The organism is Arthrobacter sp. PvP023 (assembly GCF_017832975.1).
Lineage (GTDB): Bacteria > Actinomycetota > Actinomycetes > Actinomycetales > Micrococcaceae > Arthrobacter.
The window spans coordinates 697853-720593 of record NZ_JAFIBI010000001.1; the positions used below are offsets into that span (position 1 = coordinate 697853).

At 67.4% G+C, this 22741-nt stretch carries 21 protein-coding genes; 14 read left to right on the plus strand and 7 right to left on the minus strand.

From position 1 onward, the window contains the following. Window positions 1–228 precede the first annotated feature (228 nt). Window positions 229–615, plus strand: a complete 387-nt coding sequence (locus JOE31_RS03290; protein WP_209742119.1) for a hypothetical protein — start codon at window positions 229–231, stop codon at window positions 613–615. A 60-nt stretch (window positions 616–675) separates the two neighbouring features. On the opposite strand, the gene JOE31_RS03295 is transcribed toward JOE31_RS03290, so the two are convergent. Further along, the gene (locus JOE31_RS03295) at window positions 676–4155 is read right to left on the minus strand and encodes a DEAD/DEAH box helicase (RefSeq protein ID WP_209742120.1); all 3480 of its coding nucleotides are present in this window, start codon (window positions 4153–4155) and stop codon (window positions 676–678) included. A 177-nt stretch (window positions 4156–4332) separates the two neighbouring features. Here JOE31_RS03295 and JOE31_RS03300 point away from each other — a divergent pair, with 177 nt between their 5' ends. Both JOE31_RS03300 and JOE31_RS03305 read left to right on the plus strand, forming a co-directional pair. Then, the gene (locus JOE31_RS03300; RefSeq protein ID WP_209742121.1) at window positions 4333–5205 is read left to right on the plus strand and encodes a hypothetical protein; all 873 of its coding nucleotides are present in this window, start codon (window positions 4333–4335) and stop codon (window positions 5203–5205) included. A gap of 145 nt (window positions 5206–5350) precedes the next feature. After that, complete coding sequence (locus tag JOE31_RS03305) at window positions 5351–7309, plus strand: glycoside hydrolase family 32 protein (RefSeq protein WP_209742122.1); 1959 nt, start codon at window positions 5351–5353, stop codon at window positions 7307–7309. 51 nt (window positions 7310–7360) lie between these two features. On the opposite strand, the gene JOE31_RS03310 is transcribed toward JOE31_RS03305, so the two are convergent. Then, window positions 7361–8593 carry a pyridoxal phosphate-dependent aminotransferase gene (locus tag JOE31_RS03310; RefSeq protein ID WP_209742123.1) on the minus strand — a complete coding sequence of 411 codons (1233 nt, stop codon included), beginning with the start codon at window positions 8591–8593 and terminating at the stop codon, window positions 7361–7363. Between the two features lie 296 nt (window positions 8594–8889). Here JOE31_RS03310 and JOE31_RS03315 point away from each other — a divergent pair, with 296 nt between their 5' ends. From JOE31_RS03315 to JOE31_RS03325, 3 genes are all read left to right on the plus strand, one after another. After that, complete coding sequence (locus tag JOE31_RS03315) at window positions 8890–9546, plus strand: protein tyrosine phosphatase (RefSeq protein WP_209742124.1); 657 nt, start codon at window positions 8890–8892, stop codon at window positions 9544–9546. Between the two features lie 131 nt (window positions 9547–9677). Next, the gene (locus tag JOE31_RS03320) at window positions 9678–10235 is read left to right on the plus strand and encodes an RNA polymerase sigma factor (protein WP_209742125.1); all 558 of its coding nucleotides are present in this window, start codon (window positions 9678–9680) and stop codon (window positions 10233–10235) included. Continuing rightward, on the plus strand, window positions 10228–11046 hold the full coding sequence (locus tag JOE31_RS03325) for a hypothetical protein (protein WP_209742126.1): 819 nt from the start codon (window positions 10228–10230) through the stop codon (window positions 11044–11046). Before JOE31_RS03320 ends, JOE31_RS03325 begins: the two co-directional genes overlap by 8 nt. A 53-nt stretch (window positions 11047–11099) precedes the next feature. Here JOE31_RS03325 and JOE31_RS03330 read toward each other — a convergent pair whose 3' ends face one another. After that, a complete protein-coding gene (locus JOE31_RS03330) occupies window positions 11100–11627 on the minus strand; it encodes a hypothetical protein (RefSeq protein ID WP_209742127.1) in 528 nt (175 codons plus the stop codon). Between the two features lie 257 nt (window positions 11628–11884). On the opposite strand from JOE31_RS03330, the gene JOE31_RS03335 reads away from it, so the two are divergent. From JOE31_RS03335 to JOE31_RS03345, 3 genes are read left to right on the plus strand one after another with little or no spacing between them, the layout of a single operon-like run. After that, complete coding sequence (locus JOE31_RS03335) at window positions 11885–12385, plus strand: sigma-70 family RNA polymerase sigma factor (protein WP_209742128.1); 501 nt, start codon at window positions 11885–11887, stop codon at window positions 12383–12385. Beyond that, window positions 12382–13089: a zf-HC2 domain-containing protein gene (locus tag JOE31_RS03340; protein ID WP_209742129.1), complete on the plus strand. Its 708-nt coding sequence runs from the start codon at window positions 12382–12384 to the stop codon at window positions 13087–13089. The genes JOE31_RS03335 and JOE31_RS03340 overlap by 4 nt, the downstream gene beginning before the upstream one ends. Before the next feature lie 31 nt (window positions 13090–13120). Further along, window positions 13121–14287: a pyridoxal phosphate-dependent aminotransferase gene (locus JOE31_RS03345; RefSeq protein ID WP_209742130.1), complete on the plus strand. Its 1167-nt coding sequence runs from the start codon at window positions 13121–13123 to the stop codon at window positions 14285–14287. Between the two features lie 94 nt (window positions 14288–14381). Here JOE31_RS03345 and JOE31_RS03350 read toward each other — a convergent pair whose 3' ends face one another. Both JOE31_RS03350 and JOE31_RS03355 read right to left on the minus strand, forming a co-directional pair. Continuing rightward, the gene (locus JOE31_RS03350; protein ID WP_209742131.1) at window positions 14382–14861 is read right to left on the minus strand and encodes an SRPBCC family protein; all 480 of its coding nucleotides are present in this window, start codon (window positions 14859–14861) and stop codon (window positions 14382–14384) included. 35 nt (window positions 14862–14896) lie between these two features. Next, complete coding sequence (locus tag JOE31_RS03355) at window positions 14897–15787, minus strand: DUF1206 domain-containing protein (RefSeq protein ID WP_374100799.1); 891 nt, start codon at window positions 15785–15787, stop codon at window positions 14897–14899. Between the two features lie 59 nt (window positions 15788–15846). Between JOE31_RS03355 and JOE31_RS03360 the strand changes: the two genes are divergently transcribed. The 3 genes from JOE31_RS03360 (at window position 15847) to JOE31_RS03370 (ending at window position 18205) form a co-directional block, all read left to right on the plus strand. After that, window positions 15847–16026, plus strand: coding sequence for a hypothetical protein (locus tag JOE31_RS03360; RefSeq protein ID WP_209748698.1), 180 nt, complete (start codon window positions 15847–15849; stop codon window positions 16024–16026). 83 nt (window positions 16027–16109) lie between these two features. Continuing rightward, window positions 16110–17687, plus strand: a complete 1578-nt coding sequence (locus JOE31_RS03365) for a hypothetical protein (RefSeq protein ID WP_209742132.1) — start codon at window positions 16110–16112, stop codon at window positions 17685–17687. Window positions 17688–17758: 71 nt separating this feature from the next. Continuing rightward, window positions 17759–18205 (plus strand): hypothetical protein, encoded by a 447-nt coding sequence (locus JOE31_RS03370; RefSeq protein WP_209742133.1) that lies wholly within the window; start codon window positions 17759–17761, stop codon window positions 18203–18205. Between the two features lie 59 nt (window positions 18206–18264). Here JOE31_RS03370 and trmB read toward each other — a convergent pair whose 3' ends face one another. Next, window positions 18265–19236 carry a tRNA (guanosine(46)-N7)-methyltransferase TrmB gene (gene trmB / locus JOE31_RS03375; protein ID WP_245198950.1) on the minus strand — a complete coding sequence of 324 codons (972 nt, stop codon included), beginning with the start codon at window positions 19234–19236 and terminating at the stop codon, window positions 18265–18267. Between the two features lie 140 nt (window positions 19237–19376). Here trmB and JOE31_RS03380 point away from each other — a divergent pair, with 140 nt between their 5' ends. Further along, window positions 19377–19970: a class I SAM-dependent methyltransferase gene (locus JOE31_RS03380; RefSeq protein WP_209742134.1), complete on the plus strand. Its 594-nt coding sequence runs from the start codon at window positions 19377–19379 to the stop codon at window positions 19968–19970. Window positions 19971–20010: 40 nt separating this feature from the next. Beyond that, window positions 20011–21312 (plus strand): MFS transporter, encoded by a 1302-nt coding sequence (locus JOE31_RS03385; RefSeq protein WP_374100800.1) that lies wholly within the window; start codon window positions 20011–20013, stop codon window positions 21310–21312. A 57-nt stretch (window positions 21313–21369) separates the two neighbouring features. Here the strand turns inward: JOE31_RS03385 and JOE31_RS03390 are convergent, their stop codons facing one another. Beyond that, window positions 21370–22566 carry an ABC transporter substrate-binding protein gene (locus JOE31_RS03390; protein ID WP_209742135.1) on the minus strand — a complete coding sequence of 399 codons (1197 nt, stop codon included), beginning with the start codon at window positions 22564–22566 and terminating at the stop codon, window positions 21370–21372. Between the last annotated feature and the right edge of the window lie 175 nt (window positions 22567–22741).

A 22741-nucleotide genomic window follows, 5' to 3' on the forward strand; every position in this document is an offset into this window, starting at 1 on the left:
TGAGTACCCGGGTTTGCGGTACTTGGGACGCCTGCGGCGACCCGGGCCGGCAGAATAGAGTACACACTACTGGTGACGGACCGCCGCCGCAGCGGCTTGAATGGACCACAGCTTGGTCTCACAGCTTGGTCTCTGGTCTCTGGGGGTTTTTCTCATGTGTGTTTTGTGCGTTCCCATGGTGTTTTGTCCGCGCCTTGCCATGCAGGGCGGCGTCCGGTGAGCGCGGGGATGGAATCCGTTGCCATGTTCGCCGGGTCGATGGCCGGTTTGGTCATCCTGTCCCTGGGGCAGGCAATGGTGGTTGCTTGCCTCTGTTTTGACATGGTCCGTGCTCTATCCGTGCCCAGGTCCCATCGGCGCTACGTCGCCAGCACCGTCTTCCGGACGCTGGCACTCCCGTCGGTCCTTGTGATGGGCATCAGCGTCCTGGTTGACGCCGTGTTCTGGTCATGGATGGACGTTGCCATGGGCGTCTTCGTGATGGTGATGATCATCTTCCGCCTGCACCACGACAAGGACGAGGACAACTGGTGGAAGGGCAAGGGCAAGAAACTCGCCCGCTGGGCCCGGAAGCAGCTGTCCGCGGGAAGGTCCCTGGCCCCGGCCATGGGCTGAGCGACCGCACCGGAAAGGCGGCCCCCGCGACAGTTCCCGAACCGGGGAGCCGGTCAACCGTCAGTCGTTGAACAGGCCGGCCAGGTCTTCGGCCGTCAGGGAACCGCCGGAGAGCGCGTCGCCTTCCATGACGTCCGCGAACAGCTGCGACTTCTTGGCCTTCAGCGCCATGACCTTTTCCTCGATGGTGTCCTTGGCAACCAGCCGGTAGACCATCACGTTGCGGGCCTGGCCGATCCGGTGGGTGCGGTCCACGGCCTGCGCCTCGGATGCCGGGTTCCACCAGGGGTCCAGCAGGAAGACGTAGTCCGCCTCGGTCAGGTTCAGGCCGAAGCCGCCGGCCTTCAGGCTGATCAGGAACACGGGGGCGGAGCCGTTCTTGAACTCGTTCACCACGTCGGAGCGGTTGCGGGTGCCGCCGTCGAGGTAGCAGAATTCGATCTTCTCCTCGACGAGCCGTTCACGGACCTTGCCCAGGAAGCCGGTGAACTGGCTGAAAATCAGGGCGCGGTGCCCTTCGGCCACCAGGTCCTCGAGCTGCTCGAAGAGCACGTCCAGCTTGCTGGACCGGACGCCGGACAGGGACGGGTCCACCAGCGATGCGTCCAGGCTGAGCTGACGGAGCAGGGTGAGCGACTGGAAAATGGTGAAGCGGTTCTTGTTGACGTCCTCAATAAGGCCAAGGATCTTCTGGCGCTCCCGCTGCAGGTGGGTCTGGTACACCTTCTGGTGCCGCGGGTTCAGCACCACCTCCAGGATCTGCTCCTGCTTGGGCGGCAGGTCGTGGATGACCTGTTCCTTGGTGCGGCGCATCATGAGCGGACGGACACGACGGCGGAGCTTGTCCAGCTGCCCCTTGTCGCCGTTCTTTTCCACCGGCTTCTGGTAGTACTCGGCGAACCGGCTGGGGCTCGCGAACAGGCCGGGCGCCACGATCGAGGTGAGCGCCCAGAATTCCATCAGGTTGTTTTCCAGCGGGGTGCCGGTGATGGCGAGCTTGAACGCAGCCGGCAGCTTGCGTGCGCACTGGTAGGCCTTGGACTGGTGGTTCTTCACGAACTGCGCCTCGTCCAGCACCAGGGCGGCCCATTCCCGCGACGCATACGCTTCGTAGTCGATCCGGAACAGGGCGTAGGACGTAATCACGATGTCTGCACCGGCCATGGCCTCGGCCGGGTCCACGCCGTTCTTCGCGAACGTCTCGCCGATGGCGCGGACGGTAAGCCCGGGAGCGAACCGTGCGGTTTCGGCCTCCCAGTTGCCCACCACGCTGGTGGGGGCCACGACGAGAAAGGGCGCGGCGCCGTCGGCCGCTTTCCCCTCAGACGCCGCGCTCTCAGCCGCGGCAGTTTCCTTCGCCGCGCAGACCAGCGCGAGGGCCTGGACGGTCTTGCCCAGGCCCATGTCATCGGCCAGCACCCCGCCCAGCCCGTGCCGGTAGAGGAAACTCAGCCAGTTGAAACCCTCCAGCTGGTACGGGCGAAGCTCGGCATTCAGGGTTGGCGGCAGGGGAAGCCCCTTGATGCCGCCTTCCAGCAGTCCGCCTACAGCCTCGCGCCAGGCCGCGGCCTGCTCGTCCACAACGCCAAGGTGTGCGAGTTCGTCCCAGAGCCCGGCCTGGAACCGGCTGATCTGCAGCGGCGCGTCCTTGTTGTCCTGAAGGGACCGGGCCTCCTCTATCAGGGCCCGCAGTTGGTGGAGTTCCGGAAGGTCCAGCGAGAAGTAGGCGCCGCTGGGCAGGAGCATCTTCGTCTGGCCGGCGGCGAGGGCGGAGAACACTGCTGCGAAGGAAACGGGCTGGCCTTCGAGGGAGATCTGGATGCCGAGATCGAACCAGTCGCGCTGGTCCGTGGCCTTGGTGGAGATGGCCACCACGGGGGCTTCTTCGGCCTCCCGGTAGTCGGCGATCTCACCTGAAGTGTCCACCACTACGTCCGGGGTGTTGCGGAGCCGGGGTAGCACTTCCTCGGTAAAGGCAAGCGTGTCCAACCCGCTCAGCTCGGCAGAAGCAGCAAGCCGCGGGGTGCCCCAGCCTCCGGTGGCGGATTCCCCCAGCTTGGGAACAACCTCCCAGGGCTGGCCCACCGCCTCGAGGATGCGGGCCTCAGTGGGGTCGTCACGGTAGCCGTGGTCGCCCGGATGCCGCCACAGAGGCTGTGCCGTGACCAGGTTCCCTGACGCGTAGTGCCATTCCCAGTGCAGGCGGACTTTGTGGTCGGCGCCGTAGTTGGCCAGGAGCGACAAGGTGGGAACAGCCAGTGTGGGCAGTTCCACGGACTGGTCCGAGGCTGTCACGCGGGCGGCCTGCTTGAGCTTGGGGTAGAAGCCGGTGAGGAACCGGGTCTCGTCCCGCGCCGGAATGTGCAGCGTGCTGCCGGCCGTGACGAATGTCAGGAGTTCTTCGCTCAGCCCGCTTTCCAGCGGAGCCAGGGTGATGATCGATCCGTTGCCCGTGCCGGGAAGGGCGTCAGCTCCGGACGTCAGGAAAATCCCGTGGGCCGGACGGCCGATCGTGCCCACGGACGCCGGATCAACCACTTCCCCCTCAACGGTGATGGTGGGCGCCAGTGTCAGCCCGCCGTCGTCGGACGTCTTCCCGTTGACGACGGCGGAAGGCTCGACGGCGGACGGCTCGGCGGCGGCACCACCGCCGGTTTCCCCGCCGGACGTGTCGAAGCGGGTCAGGTTAAGCCCCACCGCAGCAGGCTCCTCCACGAACCGCACCGGCTCCTGGCTGCCGGCATGGACCAGCGCGACGCCGATCTTCCGGGCCTGGGCCAGCAGGCTCCACAGGTTCTTCCCGGCATAGGTGTTCAGCCCCAGCCAGGGCGCGGTGGAGTTGTGCTGCCGGTTGGCAAGGGCGGTGTGGGAGGCAAGGAATTCCTGCATCCACTCCACATGGGCCTCGTTGCATTCACGCCGGTAGTTGAGGTAGCTCAGGGTGTTCCAGGAGACGTCGCCGCGGATCCACTTGCCCTTGGCCCCCATGATCACCGGGCGCGCTTTCAGCTGGCGCACGCTGCGGAGCGGATCACGGCGGCCGGTGTAGGAAAAGTGCGGGGCCGGCTCTTCGATGTCGAACTGGAGCGCCAGCGGGATGCCGTTGGTGGACGGGGTGATCCCGGGCCGGGCAATCAGCGGGCCAAGGGCCTGCTCCCAGTCCGGCATGTCCTGCGCCAGGGGTTCACGGGACAGCCGGGTGGACTCGGCCGGGGCCAGGAGCTGGACGCGGATGGCGGGGCTGTCCTCGGCCGCAAACAGCAGCGCGGCCACATGCTTGCAGTCCTTCCGGACCGGGCAGCTGCACACCCCGACGGTGCAGCTCCAGCCGCCCGCCTTGCGGACCAGCTTCGCGGTGGTCGAGTAGGGCGCGTCCGAGCCGCCTCGGACCTTGCCGAGCATCAGGCCGGTGGCGGCATCAAAGGAGATCCCCGAGACCCGGCTGCCCATGGCGTAGGCGAGCCCGGCCGCGAGGGAGCGGTCGTTGATCGCGGGGGTCTGTATTGCCAGTGCCGCACTCTCGTCCGGTTGGGATGGCATGGTGCGCGCTACTTTCAGCAGGTCAAAAATCTGCAGGTTATCTGATCCATCTTACCGAGCCGGAAGAGGCCCTGAAACTTCGCCCAACGTTCAGCTCATCCTCAACCTCCGGACCGGTGCGCCACGTAGCGTGAAAGGGTCCTGAGCACCACCCGCTTTCAGCAGTGAGGATCTTCCATGAGCACCGGTCAGCCCGCCAGCAAGCACCCCGTCGTCCTGGCACCCGAAAGCGCCGAGGCGGCCAACGAAGACGTTGTGGACTCGAACGTGACCGTGGTCAACGCCATGTATGCGGAGCTCCTCGACGCTCCGGAAATCGCGCCGAACGCGCTCCGCAGCTACTACGTCGACTTCTACCTCACCCAGGCGCTGGCCGGCGGCTTTGCCCAGTACGTCTTCACGGTGCCGGAGCGCGACGAGATCGACGCCTACGTCCGCGAAGGACTGGAAGGTATGGGCGCCACCGCCCACCTGGCCCTGTTCAACCGCACCGCCGCGGCCTTCGACGCGCTCTCCGAGGACGACGCTGACGCGTACTTGGATGGGGACACGGAAGCCTTCAGCAGCGCCGATGACGACGGCGGGACCCCCGCCCCGGAGGCGGTCCGGGAACTCGAAGAGCTCGACGACGAATTCGAGTCGCTGCTGGAGACCGAGGACATCCTCGCGCTCAACGCCGCCTGGCTCCGCGGCCAGGAAGGCCTGCTGCTGCTTGACGGGGAGCAGTTGGAACTGCACATCGCCGAACGCGTGGCCCGGATCCCCAACCTTGCGGAACGCCAGGCAGAAGCGGCGGAAGAAGCCTTGGAGAATGCGCCGGAGTTCGAGCTGATCATCCGCGAACTCTGCGACGTCGCGGGCCATGAGCTGCAGAAAATCACCATGGGCGATCCCAACTACGAGCACAACGGCGAAACCGTCCTCGCCTGGCACTTCACCACGGACCAGGGCGACTTCATCATGGTGGAGGATGACGAGGAGGCCTACATGATCAGCCCATCGACCAAGGAGATCGTGGCCGCCGTGGAGTTCGAAGAGGCCGACGCCTAGCGTCCCGGCACCGCCCTGCCGGGACCGCGGCGGTAACGCGGAAGCGCGGCCCCTGTAAAATTGAGCGAAATCAGACCAACATGCACAAACGCCGGCGCCGGCTTATACCGGCGGCGGCGTTTGTGCATCACGATGATCGGTGGACATGTCGCTCAGGTTTCTCCCCAGCAAACTCACGCCCCGGGCCCTATGGGCCGCGGTGGCCGCTGCCTTGGCGCTCGTCCTGGCGGCGGTGGCCATCGTGGTGGGTGCGGGGCAGCAGCCGGGCCCGGGCAGCCCCGCCGCGGACGCGCTGGCAGACGTCGCTGCGGCCCAGGCGGAGGCCAAAAAAGACGCCGGCCGCTATGGCTCGTTCTGGCTGACCGGGGGCGACCGCAGCCTGGAAAGCCTCGCGCACCCGCTCCGGACCGACGGCGTTTCCGACCTCCGCGCCATTGAATGCGCCGACGGATGGGTGGCCGCCGCCCGGGCGGGGCAGGACGTCCTGGTACGTTCCAGCAGTCAGGACCAGGCGGTACGGGCAGGTTCCGCGGACATCCCCCGCCCGGACTGCGTCACAGCCGCTGCAGTGGAGGCCATGCTGAGCGACCTGGGCGCCGGGCCCGAGGTTCCTGCGCCGGCGGAGTCCGCGTTCGCGCGGCCGGACGGAGCCTCCGCCTACCGCCCCGGTTACCACATCACCCCCCGCGAAAACTGGATGAACGATCCGCAGCGGCCGTTCTGGCTGGACGGCCTCTGGCACTACTACTACCTCTACAATGCCGGCTACCCGGAGGAGAACGGCACTGAGTGGTACCACCTCACCAGCACCGACCTGGTGCACTGGAAAGACGAGGGGGTGGCCATTGAAAAGTACAAGAACGGCCTGGGGGACATCGAAACGGGCAGCGCCGTGGTGGATTACGAGAACTCCGCAGGGTTCGGCAAAGGCGCTGTCATCGCCGTCATGACCCAGCAGGACGACGGCATCCAGCGGCAGTCGCTGTTCTACTCCACTGACAAGGGCTACACATTCAAGCCCTACGACGGGAACCCGGTGATGGACAACCCGGGGGAGCAGCACTGGCGCGACCCGAAGATCATCCGTGACGACGCGAACAACCAGTGGGTGATGGCCTTGGCGGAGGGCGAAAAGATCGGCCTGTACGCCTCCGCCAACCTGAAGGAATGGCGCTACCTGTCGGCCTTTGAACGCAAGGGCCTGGGAATTCTTGAATGCCCCGAATTCTTCCAGCTCGACGTCGACGGCGATCCCGCCAAACGGACCTGGGTCCTTGCTGCCAGCGCCAACGGGGCCGAGGAAGGGAAGTCCACCGGCGTCGCCTACTGGACCGGGACGTGGGACGGGACCCGGTTCGAGCCATCGGACCAGAAGCACCAGTGGCTGGATGACGGCTCCGACTTCTACGCCGCCGTGACCTGGGACGATCCACGGCTGACGGAAAGCCAGCGCATGGGGTCGCGCCACGCCATCGCGTGGCTGAACAACTGGGCCTATGCACGCAAACTACCCACCGACGACTGGCACGGCGGCGCCGACACTTTGGTCAGGGATATCCGGCTGAAGACGGTCTCCGGCAAGCCCACGCTCGTCTCCAGCCCCACAGGTGCGCTGAAGTCGCTGGAAGGAGACACCGCCACCGTGGAAGACCGGAAACTGACTCCGGACGGTGCAGCAGGGCTTCCCGCTCCTGACCGCGGAGCGTACCGGCTAGACCTCACGCTCGAACGCGCGGCAGGCGACGACGGCTCCGAGGCCAAGGTGGAGCTGCTGGCCGAAAACGGGGTCTTTGCCACGGTGGGCTATGACTTCGAATCGGGAACCGCCTTCGTCACGCGGGACGGGGCAGCCAAAGAAACGGCAGGCCTCGCGCCCGATTATGGCGTGCTCCGGCGGGCGGAATCCGCACCCCGCGAGGGCCGGGTCCGGCTGGAAATCTTTGTGGACCACAGCTCCGTGGAAGTGTTCGTCAATGACGGCGAGAGAACCCTCACGTCACTCGTCTTTCCCGCCGGCGCACCCAAGGGACTGAAGGCGCTGACCAAGGACGGGACGCTGACGCTCAAGTCCTTCAGCTATACACCGATGGCGGCCACGTCCTGACCCGGGCCTGATTCTGCCCGCCGCGTTCCGGGCTGCCGAGTCCCGGGCACGCTACGCGTCGTCCGCCACGCCGGTCCGGTACGAGGCGAGGAACGCGGCGATCCGGCGCACTGCTTCCTCAATGTCTTCCACGGACGGAAGGATGACAAAGCGGAAGTGGTCCGGCCGGGGCCAGTTGAACGCCGTGCCGTGCGAGACCAGGATCTTCTGTTCACGCAGGAGGTCCAGGACGAACTGTTCGTCGCTCTTGAACGGGTAGAGCTCCGGGTCAAGGCGCGGAAACAGGTACATGGCCGCCGCCGCGGGGACGCACGTGACGCCCGGAATGGCGGTGAGCAGCTTATGGGCGCGGTCCCGCTGCTCGCGGAGGCGGCCGCCCGGCCGGACCAGGGCCTCGATGCTCTGATAGCCGCCAAGGCACGTCTGGATCGCGTGCTGGGCGGGGACATTGGGGCACAGGCGCAGGGAAGCCAGCAGCTCCAGGCCTTCCCGGTAGGCCAGCGTTGCGGCAAGCGGGCCCGTGACGGCCACCCAGCCTGCGCGGTACCCCGGCATCCGGTAGGCCTTGGAGAGGCCGCTGAACGTCAGGACGCAGATGTCCTCGGCCACCGAGGCCGTATGGATGTGCTGCGCATCCTCGTACAGGATCTTCTCGTAGATCTCGTCCGAGAACAGCACCAGATGGTGTTTGCGCGCCAACGCGGCAAACTGTTCCAGGACGTGACGCGGGTACACGGCTCCTGTGGGGTTGTTCGGGTTGATGATCACGATTGCCTTGGTGCGCTTGGTGATCTTTGCTTCGACGTCGGCCATGTCCGGCCACCAGTGCTCGTCCTCGTCGCACAGGTAGTGCACGGGCTTTCCGCCGGTCAGCGTGACGGCCGCCGTCCACAGCGGGTAGTCGGGGGCCGGAATGAGGATTTCGTCGCCGTCTTCCATGAAGGCCTGGAGGCACATGGAAATGAGCTCGCTGACGCCGTTGCCGATGAAGATGTCCTCGACGCCGATCTGCATCAGGCCGCGGGTCTGGTAGTACTGCGAGATGGCCGTGCGCGCGGAGAAGATTCCCTTGGAATCGCTGTAGCCCTGCGCCCCGCGCAGGTGGTGGATCATGTCCACCACCACGGACTCGGGGGTCTCCAGTCCGAACGGCGCGGTGTCGCCCAGGTTCATCTTCAGGATCCGGTGCCCTTCGGCTTCCATCTCCTTCGCCGCCTGGAGGATGGGCCCGCGGAGTTCGTAGCGGACGTTCTGGAGTTTGCTGGAGTGCTGCATGGGACGCATGCTTGATCATTTCACAGCGCCGGGCAGGACAGCACCTGCGTTTGAGCTTGCCGCAGCCGGGGTCTGCCGGGTCTTCGCGGCGTTCCTAGGATCGGTCGGCTTGCCCGTCTTTTGATCCTGATGCCGCTCCGGTACCCCTTGCCCGCCCGGGGCCCGCAAAAGAATTTTCGGCACCGCGTAACTTTTCCGGAACATGCAGCGATGTAAGGGGAGTGCGGACCGCGTCCGCACAGCTTGAGTGGCCGGATCCAACCTGGCCGTTACTGACACTGTTGTATATGTTTTCGGAGGGTTTCATGTCCTTGTTCACTGTTTTTGCCACTAGTAAGGTTGCCGCGAGCGCATTGGCGGCCGGTACGCTGGCGGTCGGTGGCACCGGCGCAGCAGCCTTTGCCGGAGCCCTTCCTACTGACGTTCAGCAGAGCGCCCACGAACTGCTCGGCGCCCCCGCCCCGCACGTCGGCGGCGTCTCAGGGACCGCCACGGCCGGCGCCACCGCCGAAGCTTCCGCTTCCGCCACGCCGTCCGCTTCCGCTTCGGCTGATGCTGCAGCAACCGGCTCCGATGAGGACGCCAGCGCTGAAGCCTCGGCAACCGCCGTCGGCCCGGACGCCACCGGCCCCGCCGCCTACGGCCTGTGCACCGCCTTCACCAAGGGCGGCCTGGACGCATCCTCCACCGGTTTCAAGTCGCTGGCCATCGCCGCTGAGGGCGAAGCCAACGTCGAAAGCTACTGCGCGGACGTAACCGCCGCAGGCAAGGCAGCTGCCGAGTCCGAGGGCAGCAAGGTTGAAGGAGCCGGCTCCGGCGAGGCCGAAGCAGACGTTCAGGCTCCGGAGGTGCCGGAAGCCCCTGAGCTGCCCACCGAGGCAGCAGTTCCGGCCACCCCGGAAATCCCCGCCGAGGTCCCCACCCAGCTCCCTGAGCTGCCCACCTCAGCTGGCCGTCCGTAACACAGCCGCCTATGGTGGACCGCGGGACTTCTCGCTGTGGCGGAAGTCCCGCGGTGCAACCGGCCCGGGTTCGCAGCCTTCCGAACCTCGGACAGATGTGACCGCATTGAGCGGGATGGAGGAGCCTTAGGGTGCTGGACACTTTGGCAGATGAATACGTGCACACGGACGGGACCGACCCCGCCGTGTTGTTCACCCTTGTCTACCGAAAGTTCTCCGGCGCAGTGCTTGGTTACCTCCGGGCTCGCGGAGTGGATGATCCCGAGGCGGTCACCCAGGATGTGTTCCTTGCCTTCTATCCGAAGCTTGACGGACTGAGCGGCGGACTCCAGGGCGCCAAGTCGCTCATTTTCTCCATTGCGCATGCGCGGATGGTGGATTATTACCGCCGCAACGAGCGCACTCCGTCCCTCAGCCCCTACGAGTCCGAACTCGACGGCCGCAGCTCGGCTTCAGCCGAGGAACTGGCGCTCGCGAAAGTGGACGCCGGTGGCGCCGGAGCCCTTCTTGAAGGACTCAGCCCGGACCACCAGGAAGTCCTCGCCCTGAGGGTGGTGGCGGACCTGTCCGTGGAACAGGCCGCCGAGATCATGGACAGGACCCCCGGGGCCGTCAAACAGTTGCATCGACGGGCGCTCATCGCCCTTAGGGAACGCGCCTCAATAGGAAGCCAGGCACATCATGAGTGACAACTCCTCATCCCGGAACCAGCGGATCATCGACGAACTGCTGGCCGACGCCGGCATGGAAAACGCTGGCGAACTGCGCCCCGTCCTGCTGGAACTGCGTGCACTGGCCGCCGACAGCCCGCGGCCGTCCGCCGCGGTGGAAGCGCTGATGGCGCCGGCCGCAACGCTGACAGCGCTTCCCGCTGTTCCTGCTGAACCTTCCGACGTTGGCACGCTCGCCATGGCACTGCCTGCCACCTCCGCCGAGCCCGCACCCGCCGGGCCGGCCCTGGACGAGCTGGCCGCCCGACGACGGCGCAAACGCCGGCTGCCGCTTACGGCGCTTTCCGTCGCCGCTGCCCTGGCCGCCGGGGGCGCCGCTGCGGCAGCCTCCGATGAAAACTTCCGCCACACCCTGGGTAACGTCGGACATGCCGTCACCTTCTTCGTGGGGACCATGACGCCGGGAGGCGGGGGAAGCACGCCCGGCCAGCCCGTGCCGGGTACCGGTGGAACGGCGCCTGGCGCACCCGCGCCCGCCTCGCCGGTGCCTTCGCCGGGGGACGGCGGATCAGTCTCCGGCGGGCAGCCCGGGCAGGGCAGCGCCGGGGAACCCGCCGCCCCCTCGCCGGGCACCGTCCCCACGCCCGGACACACCCTGCCGGGGAAACCGGATCCCCGCGACCCGGCCAACGTTCCGGGACTTGGACAGCTGCCCTCGGGCAAGCCGCTTCCAACCGCCCCCGTGAGCCCCGACCCGTCCGACCTTGTTCCCACATCGCCGGTGGAGCTGCCCGTCCCGGAGTTGCCGGCTCCCTCCCCGGTCCGCTAGCCCGTCCCCGGCCGGGCACTGTGCTGAAACCAGACTCTGCGTTAACCCGTTGGCTAGTAGCCGCCGGCAGCGGGCTTCAGCATGTCGCCTGAAGGGCCCGCCAGGTACCAGACTCCGTTCACGCCCTGACCGGTGATGTCACCAGCGGTTTTGTCCTTGACGTAGTAGTACACCGGCAGGCCGTTGATCGTCACCTGCTTCTTTCCCTCCGGCGTCGCGATGGTTGCCACCGTCCCCGTAACGCCGTCAACGGCCGGCGCGTCCGATTCCGTGAGGACCGGCGGCCACGCGGCGATGCAGGCTCCGGTGCACGCGCTGGTGCCTGAATCCTTCACGTCCTTGGTGAAGAAATAGACGCTCATCCCTTTCGCATCCACCACGATCCGGCCCGCCGCCGATGACGCCGTCTTCAGTTCAGCCGCTCCGGCGGGGACGGGGGCTGACGAGGTTTCTGCGGGGGCGGAAGCCGCCGTCGTACCCTGCGCAGTGGTTGGCGCCGAGGTCCCGGTTCCGCCGCCGCAGGCGGTGAGGGCCGCGGCCAGCGCCACAACGTACAAGCCTGTTCCCCAATGCTTCTTCATGTCCGGCTCCTTGGATTCGTGCCGGCCAATAGGTGCGGAATCAGTGCGGGCCGGCGCTATCCGGTACGACGTGCCAGGGAACAGAATGGTTCACAAGCAGAATCGTTCTGAAAGATGCCCACATGCCCCGGGCGGCGGTGAACCATTTCGGGCCGGACGGCGTCATAACTGGGGAACGGCGGGCGTCCGGCCGGCCGCGGCAGCACGAGGCAGCACACACAATGCAGGGCACCGTCAGCACAGCGGGAGGGGCGGGGATGCCGCTCGATGAAGACGTGGTGGCAGCGATCTACCGGGAGCACGGCCCGGCGCTGCGGCGCTTTGTGCTGAGCGCCTGCAGGGATCCGCAACTGGCTGAGGACGTGGTCCAGGAAACCGTGCTCCGGGTCTGGCAGCAGGCCCCGGAGATTACCGGCAGCCTGCGGAGCTACCTCTTCCGCACCGCCCGGAACATCATGATCGATAACTACCGCAAGGCCCAGCGCCGTCCCCTCGAAGCGGCCGAACGGGACGTGGCAGACCCCGCGGAAGCCACTGAACGCGTTGACGAACTGCTCAACCGCGTACTGATGGAGGAAGCCCTGCTGCGGCTGAGCGCCGAACACCGGGACGTCCTGGTGGCACTGCACTACCGCCGCTGCACTGTCGCGGAAACGGCCGTGGAGCTGAGCATTCCCGCCGGTACGGTGAAGTCCCGTGCGTTCTATGCGGTGCGGGCGCTGCGGACCATCCTGGACGAAATGGGGGTGCAGCGGTGAGCAGTGCGGACGTGCACCAACTGCTGGGAGCCTACTTGCTGGGCGGTCTGGAGCATGCTGACGTGTCGCGGTTCGACCAGCATCTGGCCGGGTGCGCGGATTGCCGGCGGGAGTTGGACGAACTCGCCAGCCTCCCGGCCCTTCTGGACGCCCTCCCCGTTGCCGACGCCGTCGCCTTGGCCGGGCCGACGCCCGCGGAGGCAGCCCCGGAAGCCACTGCGTTGGGGGCAGTAGCTTCCGCAGGGGAGCCCGCCGCGCTGCTGGACGAACTGGCAGCACAGCGGCGGAAATCACGACGGCGGTGGGCGGCTTTCGTCGGGGCGGTGGCCGCCGCGTGCCTGGCGGCGGGGGTGTTGGCCGCTCCGCTGCTCAACCAGCCTCCCCGGCCGGATGCCAGCTATTCAGTGGAGGCCCCGGGCGGCCTCCAGGTCCAGCTTGCCCTGGTGAAGAAGGCGTGGGGGACGGAGGTCTCGTTTTCCGGGACCAGCCTGCCCACCCAGGGCACCCTGTCCCTGTGGGTCAGGAGCCAGGACGGCACCGAAGACCGTGCCTGCAGCTGGTCCGCGACGCCCGGGGGCCGGTCCAGGATCACCGGGGCAACACCCACCCAAATCAGCCGGATCAGCAGCGTGGAACTGCGCAACGAGGGCCAGAAGACAGTGGCTGTCATTTCCATGGTGGACGGCTCGTCCGGAGCCCATTGACGCGCTCTGCACCCGGTGGGACGCTGGGCACATGGTCCGCGGCAGGACCGGGCGTTTTGCCCGGATTCAGCCCTTTGGCATCGACAAGGTGGCAGCCGCCGTCGGTGGTGATCCCGACGTGCTCCGGATGGAGAACCTGGACACGGACATCGCGCCGCCGCCGTCGGCCATCATCGCCACCCGCGACGCTGTGGGAAACAAGGCCGCCAACAGCTGGCTGCCCTTCACCGGCACGCTGGCCCTCCGCCAGGCCGTGGCGCACCGGCTCAGGCAGCAGACCGGGCTCTCTTACGATCCCCGTTCCGAGGTGGTGATCACCGGCGGCGCGCTCGCCGGAATGCTGAGCGTACTCCTGGCAACCGTGGACCACGGCGACGAAGTGATCCTCACGGATCCCACCTATGCGGGCATGATCAACAGGGTCCGGCTTGCAGGGGCCATCCCGGTGTTTGTTCCGCTGATGGTCTCCGGCGGGCGCTGGCGCCTGGATCCGGCGAGGCTTGCCGCGGCGGTTTCCGCGCGCACCCGGGCCATCCTGCTGATGAGCCCTGCCATGCCCACCGGCCACGTGCTCAACGACGCCGAATGGGGTGCCGTGCGTGATGCGTGCCTGCACGCGGACTGCTGGCTGCTGTATGACGCCGCCATGGACCGGATCCTGTTCGACGGCCTGCCGTACCGTCATCCGGCGTCGTTCCCGGAGCTGGCCCCGCACACCATCACCATGGGCGGAGTCTCCAAGAACTACCGCATGATCGGCTGGCGTGTCGGCTGGGTGGCCGGGCCCCCGGAGGTGATGGGAGACGTGGCCCTCGCCGCGATCTACAACACTGCCGTGGCCAGCGGCTTCAACCAGGCCGGGGTCCTCGCCGCACTGACCAACAGCGACGACGGGATCACCGGTGCCGTGCGGGAGTGGCAGTCGCGCCGGGACCTGGTGACCGACGAGTTGGCCGGGCTGCCCGTGGTGGTGCCTGAAGGCGGCTGGTCGCTGTTGCTGGACGCCGAGGCGCTGGGGATGCGGGCGCCGGAGTTGTCCCGGCGGCTCCTGGTGGCGGGCCGGATCGCCGCGACCCCCATGACGGCGTGGGGCCAGGACGTGGCTCCCCGGTACGTGCGGCTGGTCTACGCCACCGAACCGGTGGAGCGGCTGCGCGGTATCGGTGCGCGTGTCAGGGCCGCCCTCGAGGGCGACTGAGCTGGTGTCGGCCGAGCGAGATCGGGGGTTCGGCCCGAGGGCTGCGTGACGGCACGCAGCCCCCGACCCGGAGCCGCGAACTCGGAGGTTTGGGCTAGGGCTGCAGGGCGCGGAACTCCGCCACGAGCTGCGGGTCCTCGCACGCCCGGGCGAATGCTTCGATGCGCTTTTCGATCTCACGGCCCAGCAGCCGGCTGCCGATCCGCTCCGCCAGGGGCCGCAGCCACGCCGGCCGGCAGGTGAAGGTGTACTTCCAGACAGCCCGGGTGCCGCCGTCGGCCGGGGTGAAACGCCAGCCGCCGCCGAAGTTGCCGAAAAACCACGGCCCGGACACCATGGTCATGCCTACGTTCCGGGGCGGTGCGTAGGAGACGTATTCGCTCACCATCACCAGCCCCATCTTCGAGACCGTCCGGGTGCGGACGCCCTTGCCGGCGGCCCGGGCGCCGTCCAGCCAGCCCTGAGCCGAAATGAACGGATCCCACTTCAGCCGGAAGTCGCCTGTGGTCTGGGAGAACGCAAAGGCGGTCTCAGGGTCGAGTCGGATGAATCGTTCGGCGCGTACCTGGGGCATGCGTCCACCCTAGCCGGGCGGGTGCCCCGGGCAGCTCACATCTTCGCCAGCTTCGCCCGCATTATCGAGTACACGCCGTAGCAGATCAGGCCGATTCCGGCGGCGGCCAGCAGGTACAGCCCGAACGGCTGGTCACGCAGCGCCTTCAATCCGCCGTCGAGCCCGGTGGATTCCTCCGGATGCGACCGGATGGTAGCAATGACGATCAGCAGGCCCACCAGCAGCAGTGCGAAGCCCTTCGCGACGTAACCCACCACGCCCAGGACGGTCACCCCGGTGCGCATGGTGCCCGGGGCAGGCATCCTGAGGTTCTTTTCGAACGACTTCCGGACGCCGCGGATCCCGTACACGATTCCCGTGACGGCCACCGCTGCGCCGATGACGATCAGCAGCGCTATGCCGCCGGGGGCCCTCATCAGCGCGATGGTGAAATCGCTCGTGGACTGGCTGTTGTCCTTTCCAGCGCCGATGGCGAACGAGGCCAGCGTGACGGCGAACGCGGCAAAAACCACGGCCTGGCCTGCCGCCTTGAGCTTCTTGCCGATCTTTTCGCGCTTCGGCAGGTGGCTGAAGTCGAAGATCGCATCGCTGGTCTGCCAGATTGCCAGCGCCACGCAGGCGGCGAAGCTGCTCCACAGCAGGATGGGACCGGCCGGCTGGCCGGAGAGTTCCTGCACGGCACCGCTGACGTCAGCCTTGCCCTGGCCGCCCATGGCCAGGCGGATGGCGATGGCGCCCACCAGGAAATGCAGGATGCCGCTCACTGCGAACCCTGCGCGGGCCATAAGCTCCAGCGGCCGCGAATTGGTGACTTCCTCAGCCGTCCCGGCGGCTTCTCTCAGTTCTTTTTTGATGTCCGGACCCTCGTGCAGTTCTCGTGGCCGCGGGTCTGTCCCGCATGCGGTGTTAAAGGCCAATCGTGCCACGGGAACCGGCTCCGGAACAGCTCGCGGTCCGGTGCCGGGCGCGACAGTAGGCTGGGACGATGGCCACCAGCAGTCCAGCGAAGACCCTGATCCGCGACGGCCGTCCCTGGGGCGCCGAACGCTCCGACGCAACGCCCTCCGCGGCGGTCATGGACCGGCTTCCGGACCGCACCGTGATCCACCGCGGCAGGGTGGTGGCGGACGGACTCAGGCTGCTGGCGGGGCCCCATGGGGAGTGATGCCCATGGCACCCCCTGGCGCAACATGGCACGATATGGACCAGCCACCACCTCGCAACTGCATCATTCTCTGGGGAGACATCATGACTTTTTACGGTGCTGACGTCAGTCAGCTTCGCGCCTTGGCCAAGGCCGCAGACAAAGCTGCTTCACTGCTCAGCACCAGGGCGTCCTCGCTGCAGAGCCAGATCCTTGCGGCCCCCTGGAAAGGCGGCGACGGCGAGCGTTTCCGGCAGGAGTGGACGGGCAGCCACCGTCCCAGCATCGAACGGGTGGTTGCAAGCCTCCGGCAGAACTCGAAGGTCCTGCTCCAGAACGCCGCGGAGCAGGAAAAGTCCTCGGCGGCCGGCACGGGCGGCACCAGCGCGGCGCCGGGCGGCCTGAAGGGCCTGTTCGACCAGATGAAGAACTGGGCGCAGGAGAAGCTCGAGGCTGCCCGCGAGGCGGCCGAACACCGCGCCGACCTCCAGGGCCAGCTGGACACGATGGCCGGGGCCAGCCCGGAGGAACAGGCGAAGTGGTGGGACAGCCTCTCGGCCGCGGACAAGAAGTACCTGATCGAGGGCGAAGGCCCGGACGGTCCCCTGGCCAAGGACCTGATGGCCATGGACGGCGGGATCCCGGAATCAGCGCAGGACCTCGCCCGGCAGCACCTGCTGGAGCTGGCCAAGGAAGACATCCCGGTCTACACGGAGACGGGCAAGGCCTCCATCGAAGCCCGTGTCCTGTGGGTCCACGGCGGCGCCGAGGTGGGCACCGAAGTGGTGGAAAACGCGGATGGCTCGGCCACCGTGAAGGTCTACGGCAACATGGGCCTGGGCGTGAACGACGCTTCCGGGTCCGCCGGTGCCACCCTGACCGGCGAGGTGGCCCGCGAATACACGTTCGACAGCATTGAAGAAGCCATGGCGGCGCGGAACCAGATGTACGCGGACCTCCCGCCGGACAGTGTGGGTGACATCAAGGACGTGGCCGGCAACCCGCCGGACTACATCCTGGACACCCTGAACGAGGCCGCCTCAGACAACGGCTCCAACGGCCACGAGGACAAGGCCAAGGGATCGCTGAGCTTTGAGGCAGGGGCCGATTCGGCCGATGCCGCCGCCTCCGCGAAGCTGGAACTGGCCTATGAAAAGAACCTCAGCGACGGGACGTCCAAGGGCAGCGTGGAAGTCTCCGCGAAGGGCAACCTGGACCTGGACGGGCGGACGTTCGAGGCTTCGGGCAAGGGCGGCCTGGAGCTGAACATGGACAAGGACAACAACCTCAGTTCGGTGTCCCTGTCCATGGAGGGCACCGTGGCGCAGGGCGTCAAGGAGGGCATGGATGTCAAGGCCGGCAGCGTCGAGTCCAGCGTGACGGCAGGCACCCAGGGCACCGTCAAGATCGACATCGACTACACGCCGGAAAACAGCGCCGTGATCGACAGCTACATGAAGAACGTGGCGCTCGGGAACGACGCCGCTGCCGCCCGGGACGCAGCAAAGCTCTACGAGGCGGGCTCGGCCACGGTCCAGGTGAACAGCGTGGTCACGGCGTCCAACGAGGCCGGTTTCGACGTCAAGGCCGGCGAGGTCAAGGTCAGCACGGAAAACCAGGTCAGCACGAACGTCAGCACGTACCAGAAGGTCCCGAACGACACCAAGCTTTCCCGGCTCTAGTTTCGCCTGGCCTATCAACGCCGCCGCTGCCCCATAAACACTGAGTTACCGCTGAAGGAGCAACACCAGCCATGACAGTTCACATCGAATCCCCGCTCGGTTTCACCGCGGACTTCCCCGAGCACACCCTGGTCCTGGGCGACTCCACCGCCGGCCCCAACACCGAACAGTACGGCCTGCTGGGAGACGTCCTCGTCACCGTCATCAAGGATGACACCTCCGTGGAAGGTCCGGCCGAGGCCAACGGCTGGGCGCACCTGATGTCGGCCCACTACCTTGAAGAGCGCGGCGGCAACCTGCTGACCGAGGGCGAACTGAACCTTCCCGGCAAAGCCGCCTACGCCGTCGTCGTCGGCTATGACGACAAACGGGGCGACGCGAAGGCCGCCGCCACCGTGGGGGTGTGGGAAAAGGACCGGTTCATCGGCGTCGTGGTGATCTGGCCCTATGTTGACCCCCAGCTCGAGCCGCGGATCGGCCTCCTCAAAGAAGTGGTCGGCGCCATCAAGGTGAGCTGACCGGCCGCCAGCCCGCGGGAATCAGCGGAGGGGCGTTGCGGTGCGGAGGCCCTGGTGCATCATAGCCGCCGGTAGCAAAGATCGAAGATGAGGCGGCCTGCTTCGTGGGCCTTGTTTTCGAAGCTTGTCCGGATGCGGCCCTCGAAGCGCGGCGCCCAGCCCCCGGTTTCGTCCACGCCTTCGTTGGGTCCGGTGTGTTCGGTGCTTACCGGGGCACGGCCCTCCTTGACGGGCGCGCCGCCCACCAGGGATTCGACGCCAGACTGCCACACCTGGGTGAGCGGGCTTTCGGGACCCCGGCGCTCGCCGTCGTGCAGGTTCACGAAGTCGGCCGACCCGGCCATGACGTCGCGGACGTGCACCGCGTAGTTGGACCAGTCGGTGGCCACGCGGAACAGGCCGCCCGGCTTCAGGGCAGTGGCTACGAGCGCGGCGAACTCGGGCTGGATGAGCCGGCGCTTATGGTGGCGTGATTTGTGCCAGGGGTCGGGGAAGAAGACCCACACCTCGCTGACGGAGCCTGCCGGGAGCATGGTGGCCAGGACTTCCGGAGCGTTGGCTTCCACGACGCGCACGTTGCTGAGCTTGCGGCTGTTGATCTTGATCATCGTGTTCGCGAGCCCGGGGGTGTAGACCTCCACGGCCAGGAAGTCCCAGTCCGGGTTCTCCTCCGCGGCGTGGCAGACGGCGTCGCCGAGGCCCGAACCGATCTCCACGATCAGGGGCGCCGTGCGGCCGAACTCCGCTTCGGCGTCGAACACGTAGTCCGGGTGCACCGAGGTGTTGGCGATGTGCCGCGGCACGTCCACCGCCCAGCGGTCCGAGTGCTCTTCCCAGGCCTGCTGGCGGCGGCCCTGCAACCGGGTTCCGCGGCGCACGAAGCTGACCGGCCGGCCGCCGTAGGTGCCGAACGAAGCCTGGCTGCCGGGGGTCACCGGCCGGGAGGCCTGCGACTGCCCGGGGGCTGATTCAGAGGCTGCGTCCGGTGACTGGGCAGCGGAAGGCTCGGGGGTTTCTGGGGATTCGCTCATCCCCTCCAGAATAGTTGAGTTTTTGTCCAGATAACGTGCCTTGGGAGCGCTCCAACCCGCGACAAGTGGACAAAAACTCCACTGGCCGGGGGTGCCTCCTTGCCTTTCGAGCCGGCATCAGTCATGCGAGACTGTCCCGCATGACTGATGCCATGCGCAACTATTGGGACAGCCAAGCCGAAACGTTCGACGACGAAGCGGACCACGGGCTCCCTGACCCAACCGTTCGCAGCGCATGGGAGGCGCTGCTGCTGCCGCTGATCCGGCACCCCGCCAGCGAGGTGGCCGATCTTGGCTGCGGCACCGGCAGTCTTTCTGTGCTGCTGGGCAACGCCGGCCACAGGGTCTGCGGCGTGGACTTTTCACTGCGGATGGTAGACATCGCCCGGGCCAAGGCCGCTGGCGCCGGGGTGCCTGCGGAGTTCGTTCTGGGCGACGCTTCAGCTCCGCCTCTGGCACCTGCGGCTTTTGACGTGGTTCTGGCCCGCCACGTCCTCTGGGCACTCCCTGATCCGGATGCCGCCCTTGCACGCTGGTCCCGGTTGCTGCGCGGACCCGGCACCTTGATCCTCGTGGAAGGGCTGTGGGGGACCGGCGCAGGGATTCCGGCGCAACGCTGTCTGGAACTGGTGCGCGGCCACCGCACGAATGCCACCTTGACCATGCTCACGGACCCGGCGCTCTGGGGCAAGGAGATCACGGATGAGCGTTACTTGATAGTCAGCACGTGCTAGCTGCGGCCTCTGCCTGCCGAAGGCCTGCAAGAATGGGCCGGTGACCGAAGCTAAGAATGCCGCCGTGAAACCCGACGCTCCCGGGCGCGCCCGGAGTCAGAACCCCGGCACGCTGGTGGACGCCGAAATCGACGAGCTCCCCGCCGCAGAGCCCACCCGCGTCAGCAGCCGCCGCGGACTGGTTTACCTCGGCGGATGCCTGGTGCTGATCGGGCTGAACCTGCGGACGGTGTTCTCCAGTTTCGCCGCGGTGCTGCCGGAAATACGGTCCGACGCCGGGCTGCCGGGCTGGGCGGTGGTGGTCCTCACCACGGTGCCCGTGACCCTGTTGGGGGTCTTCGCGCCACTGGCGCCGGTCCTTGCCCGGCGTTTTGGTGCCGAGCGGGTGCTGCTCGGAGCCATGGCGGTGCTCACTGCCGGGCTGCTGCTCCGCCCTGTTGACCTGCCGGGCGCCGGGCACCTGCCCGCCCTCCTTGCCGGAACAGCGGCCTGCGGCGCCGCGATAGCCCTGTGCAACGTGCTGCTGCCGGGCCTGGTGAAGCGCGACTTCCCGCACCGGCTCGGGCTGATGGGCGGCCTTTACACCACTGCAATCTGCGCCTCGGCCGCCCTGGGCGCCGGGTTCACCTACCCGGTGTTCTCCGCCTCGGGGGACTGGACGGCGGCGCTGTGGTTCTGGGCGCTGCCCGCCGCGGTCGTATTTCTCCTGTTCCTTCCGCTTGCCCTTCGGCAGCGGCACCCGCGGCACCAGGCCGTTGCCGACGGCGTGAACGTGTGGCGCTCGGCGGTGGCCTGGCAGGTCACCATCTTTATGGTGCTGCAGGCCATGATGTCCTTCAGCGTGTTCGCCTGGCTGGCCCCCATCCTGCGGGAACGCGGAGTGGACGGCGGAACGGCCGGGCTGATCGTCTCCGCCTCCATTGTCCTGCAGATGCTCGGCTCACTCTTCGCACCGGCGCTCGCAGCACGGTTCCGCGACCAGCGGGCCATCAACACGGTGGTGGCGCTGATGACCGGCGGCGGGTTCGCACTCAGCATCTTCGGGCCGCTGGACTTTATCTGGGTGTGGACCGGGCTGCTGGGCCTCGGGCAGGGCAGCCTGACCGCGGTGGCGCTGACCATGATCATGCTGCGCACCCGTGACGGGCACACGGCAGCCCACCTGTCCGGCATGATGCAGGGTGTGGGCTACGGCGTCGGGTCCACGGGCACGCTGATGGTGGGACAACTTCATCAGGCCACGGGGTCCTTCGCCGCCTCGGGTGTGCTGTTCCTCGTGGTCGGGTCGCTCGCCGCAGTGTTCGGTTTCCGGGCCGGGCGGGACCGCTTCATCGGGGGTTAAGCGGCTGAGGGGGCGGCGTCCGCCGCCCCCTCAGCCGCTGCGGCGTTGGCCCCGGGCTCAGTCCTTGCCGAGTCCGGCTGCGGAGACTTTGCTGCCGCCGGTTTCGGCGGTGACGCTGTTCAGTGCGGTGAGGTCGAAGATGCCGTTGATGTCCGCCTGCTTGGTGGTTCCGGCTTTCACGCCGTCCTCGAGCAGTTTCTTGTAGGTTCCGGCCAGCGGATCCACGGTGAAGACGATGTTCTTCAGGGACCGTTCAATGACGTCGGCTTTCAGTTCAGCGCCGGACGCTTCCTTGAGGGCGGCGTTGATGACGCCGGACTTCTCGGCGGCGGCCGCGGAGTTGAGCCAGGCCACGGACTCGGCGTGGCCCTTCAGCAGGGCCTTGACGGTGTCCGGGTGGTCCGCGGCGAACTTCTTGTTCACGATCAGGATGGTGGTGGGGAACTCGCCCGGCTTGCCCGTCAGCGACCCGTCCCACAAATCCTTCTCGTCCACCAGGACCTTCGCGCCGGCCTGCAGCACCAGCCGGGACGCCCACGGCTCGGGCAGCCACGCGCCGTCGAGCTTGCCGTCCTGGAACAGCTTCAGCGTCTGCGCGTTCTCGGTCGGGTTGATCGCCACGTCACCGCTGCCGTCGGTGTTCGTCTTGTACCCCTGGCCGGCCAGCCACGCGCGCAGCGCCACATCCTGGGTCCCGCCCAGCTGCGGCGTGGACAGGGTCTTGCCCTTCAAATCCGCCGCCGAACCGATCTCCGGCTTCACCACCAGCTGCGCGCCGCCCGCCGCGGCGCCGGCGATGATGCTCACGGACTCACCCTGGCTCTTCACAAACGAGTTGATGGCCGGGTTCGGGCCGATGTACGTGGCGTCGATCGCGCCGGCGTTCAGCGCCTCGATCGCGGCCGGGCCGGCGTTGAACACCTGTGTGCTGAGCCTGGTATCGCCCAGGCTCCTGGCAATGAAACCCTGCTTCACGCCCACCAGTGCCGGGGCGTGCGTGACGTTGCCGAAGTAGCCCAGCTTCAACTCCGCAGCAGGCGTGCCGGCGGCAGCTGCAGCGGCTGCGGCCGGCTGTGCTTCAGTGCCGCGGCTAAGGTTCGACGCCACTGCGGCGCCGCCGGCTATCAGGGCGACGAGCCCGGCGGCGATGCCGATTCCCAGGGCGCGCTTGCGCTTTGCTGCGGAGTTTTGTGGTTTGGTGCTTTGGCCCGCCACGATGCGGGTGGATCCTTCTGGGTTCTGATGCGATGACATGGGGATTCCTTCACGAATGCGGCGTGCCTGCACAGGGTTGCCGCCGGATGACAGTCGGGGATGGAGGTCGAAGGGACGGAGGCTCGAGGCGGCATCTCTGCCGCCCTCCGTCGTGGTCAGTGGCTGGGCCTGCTGCTCTTGTGGAGCGTCTCCGGTGCCCCGGTGCCAGCGCTTG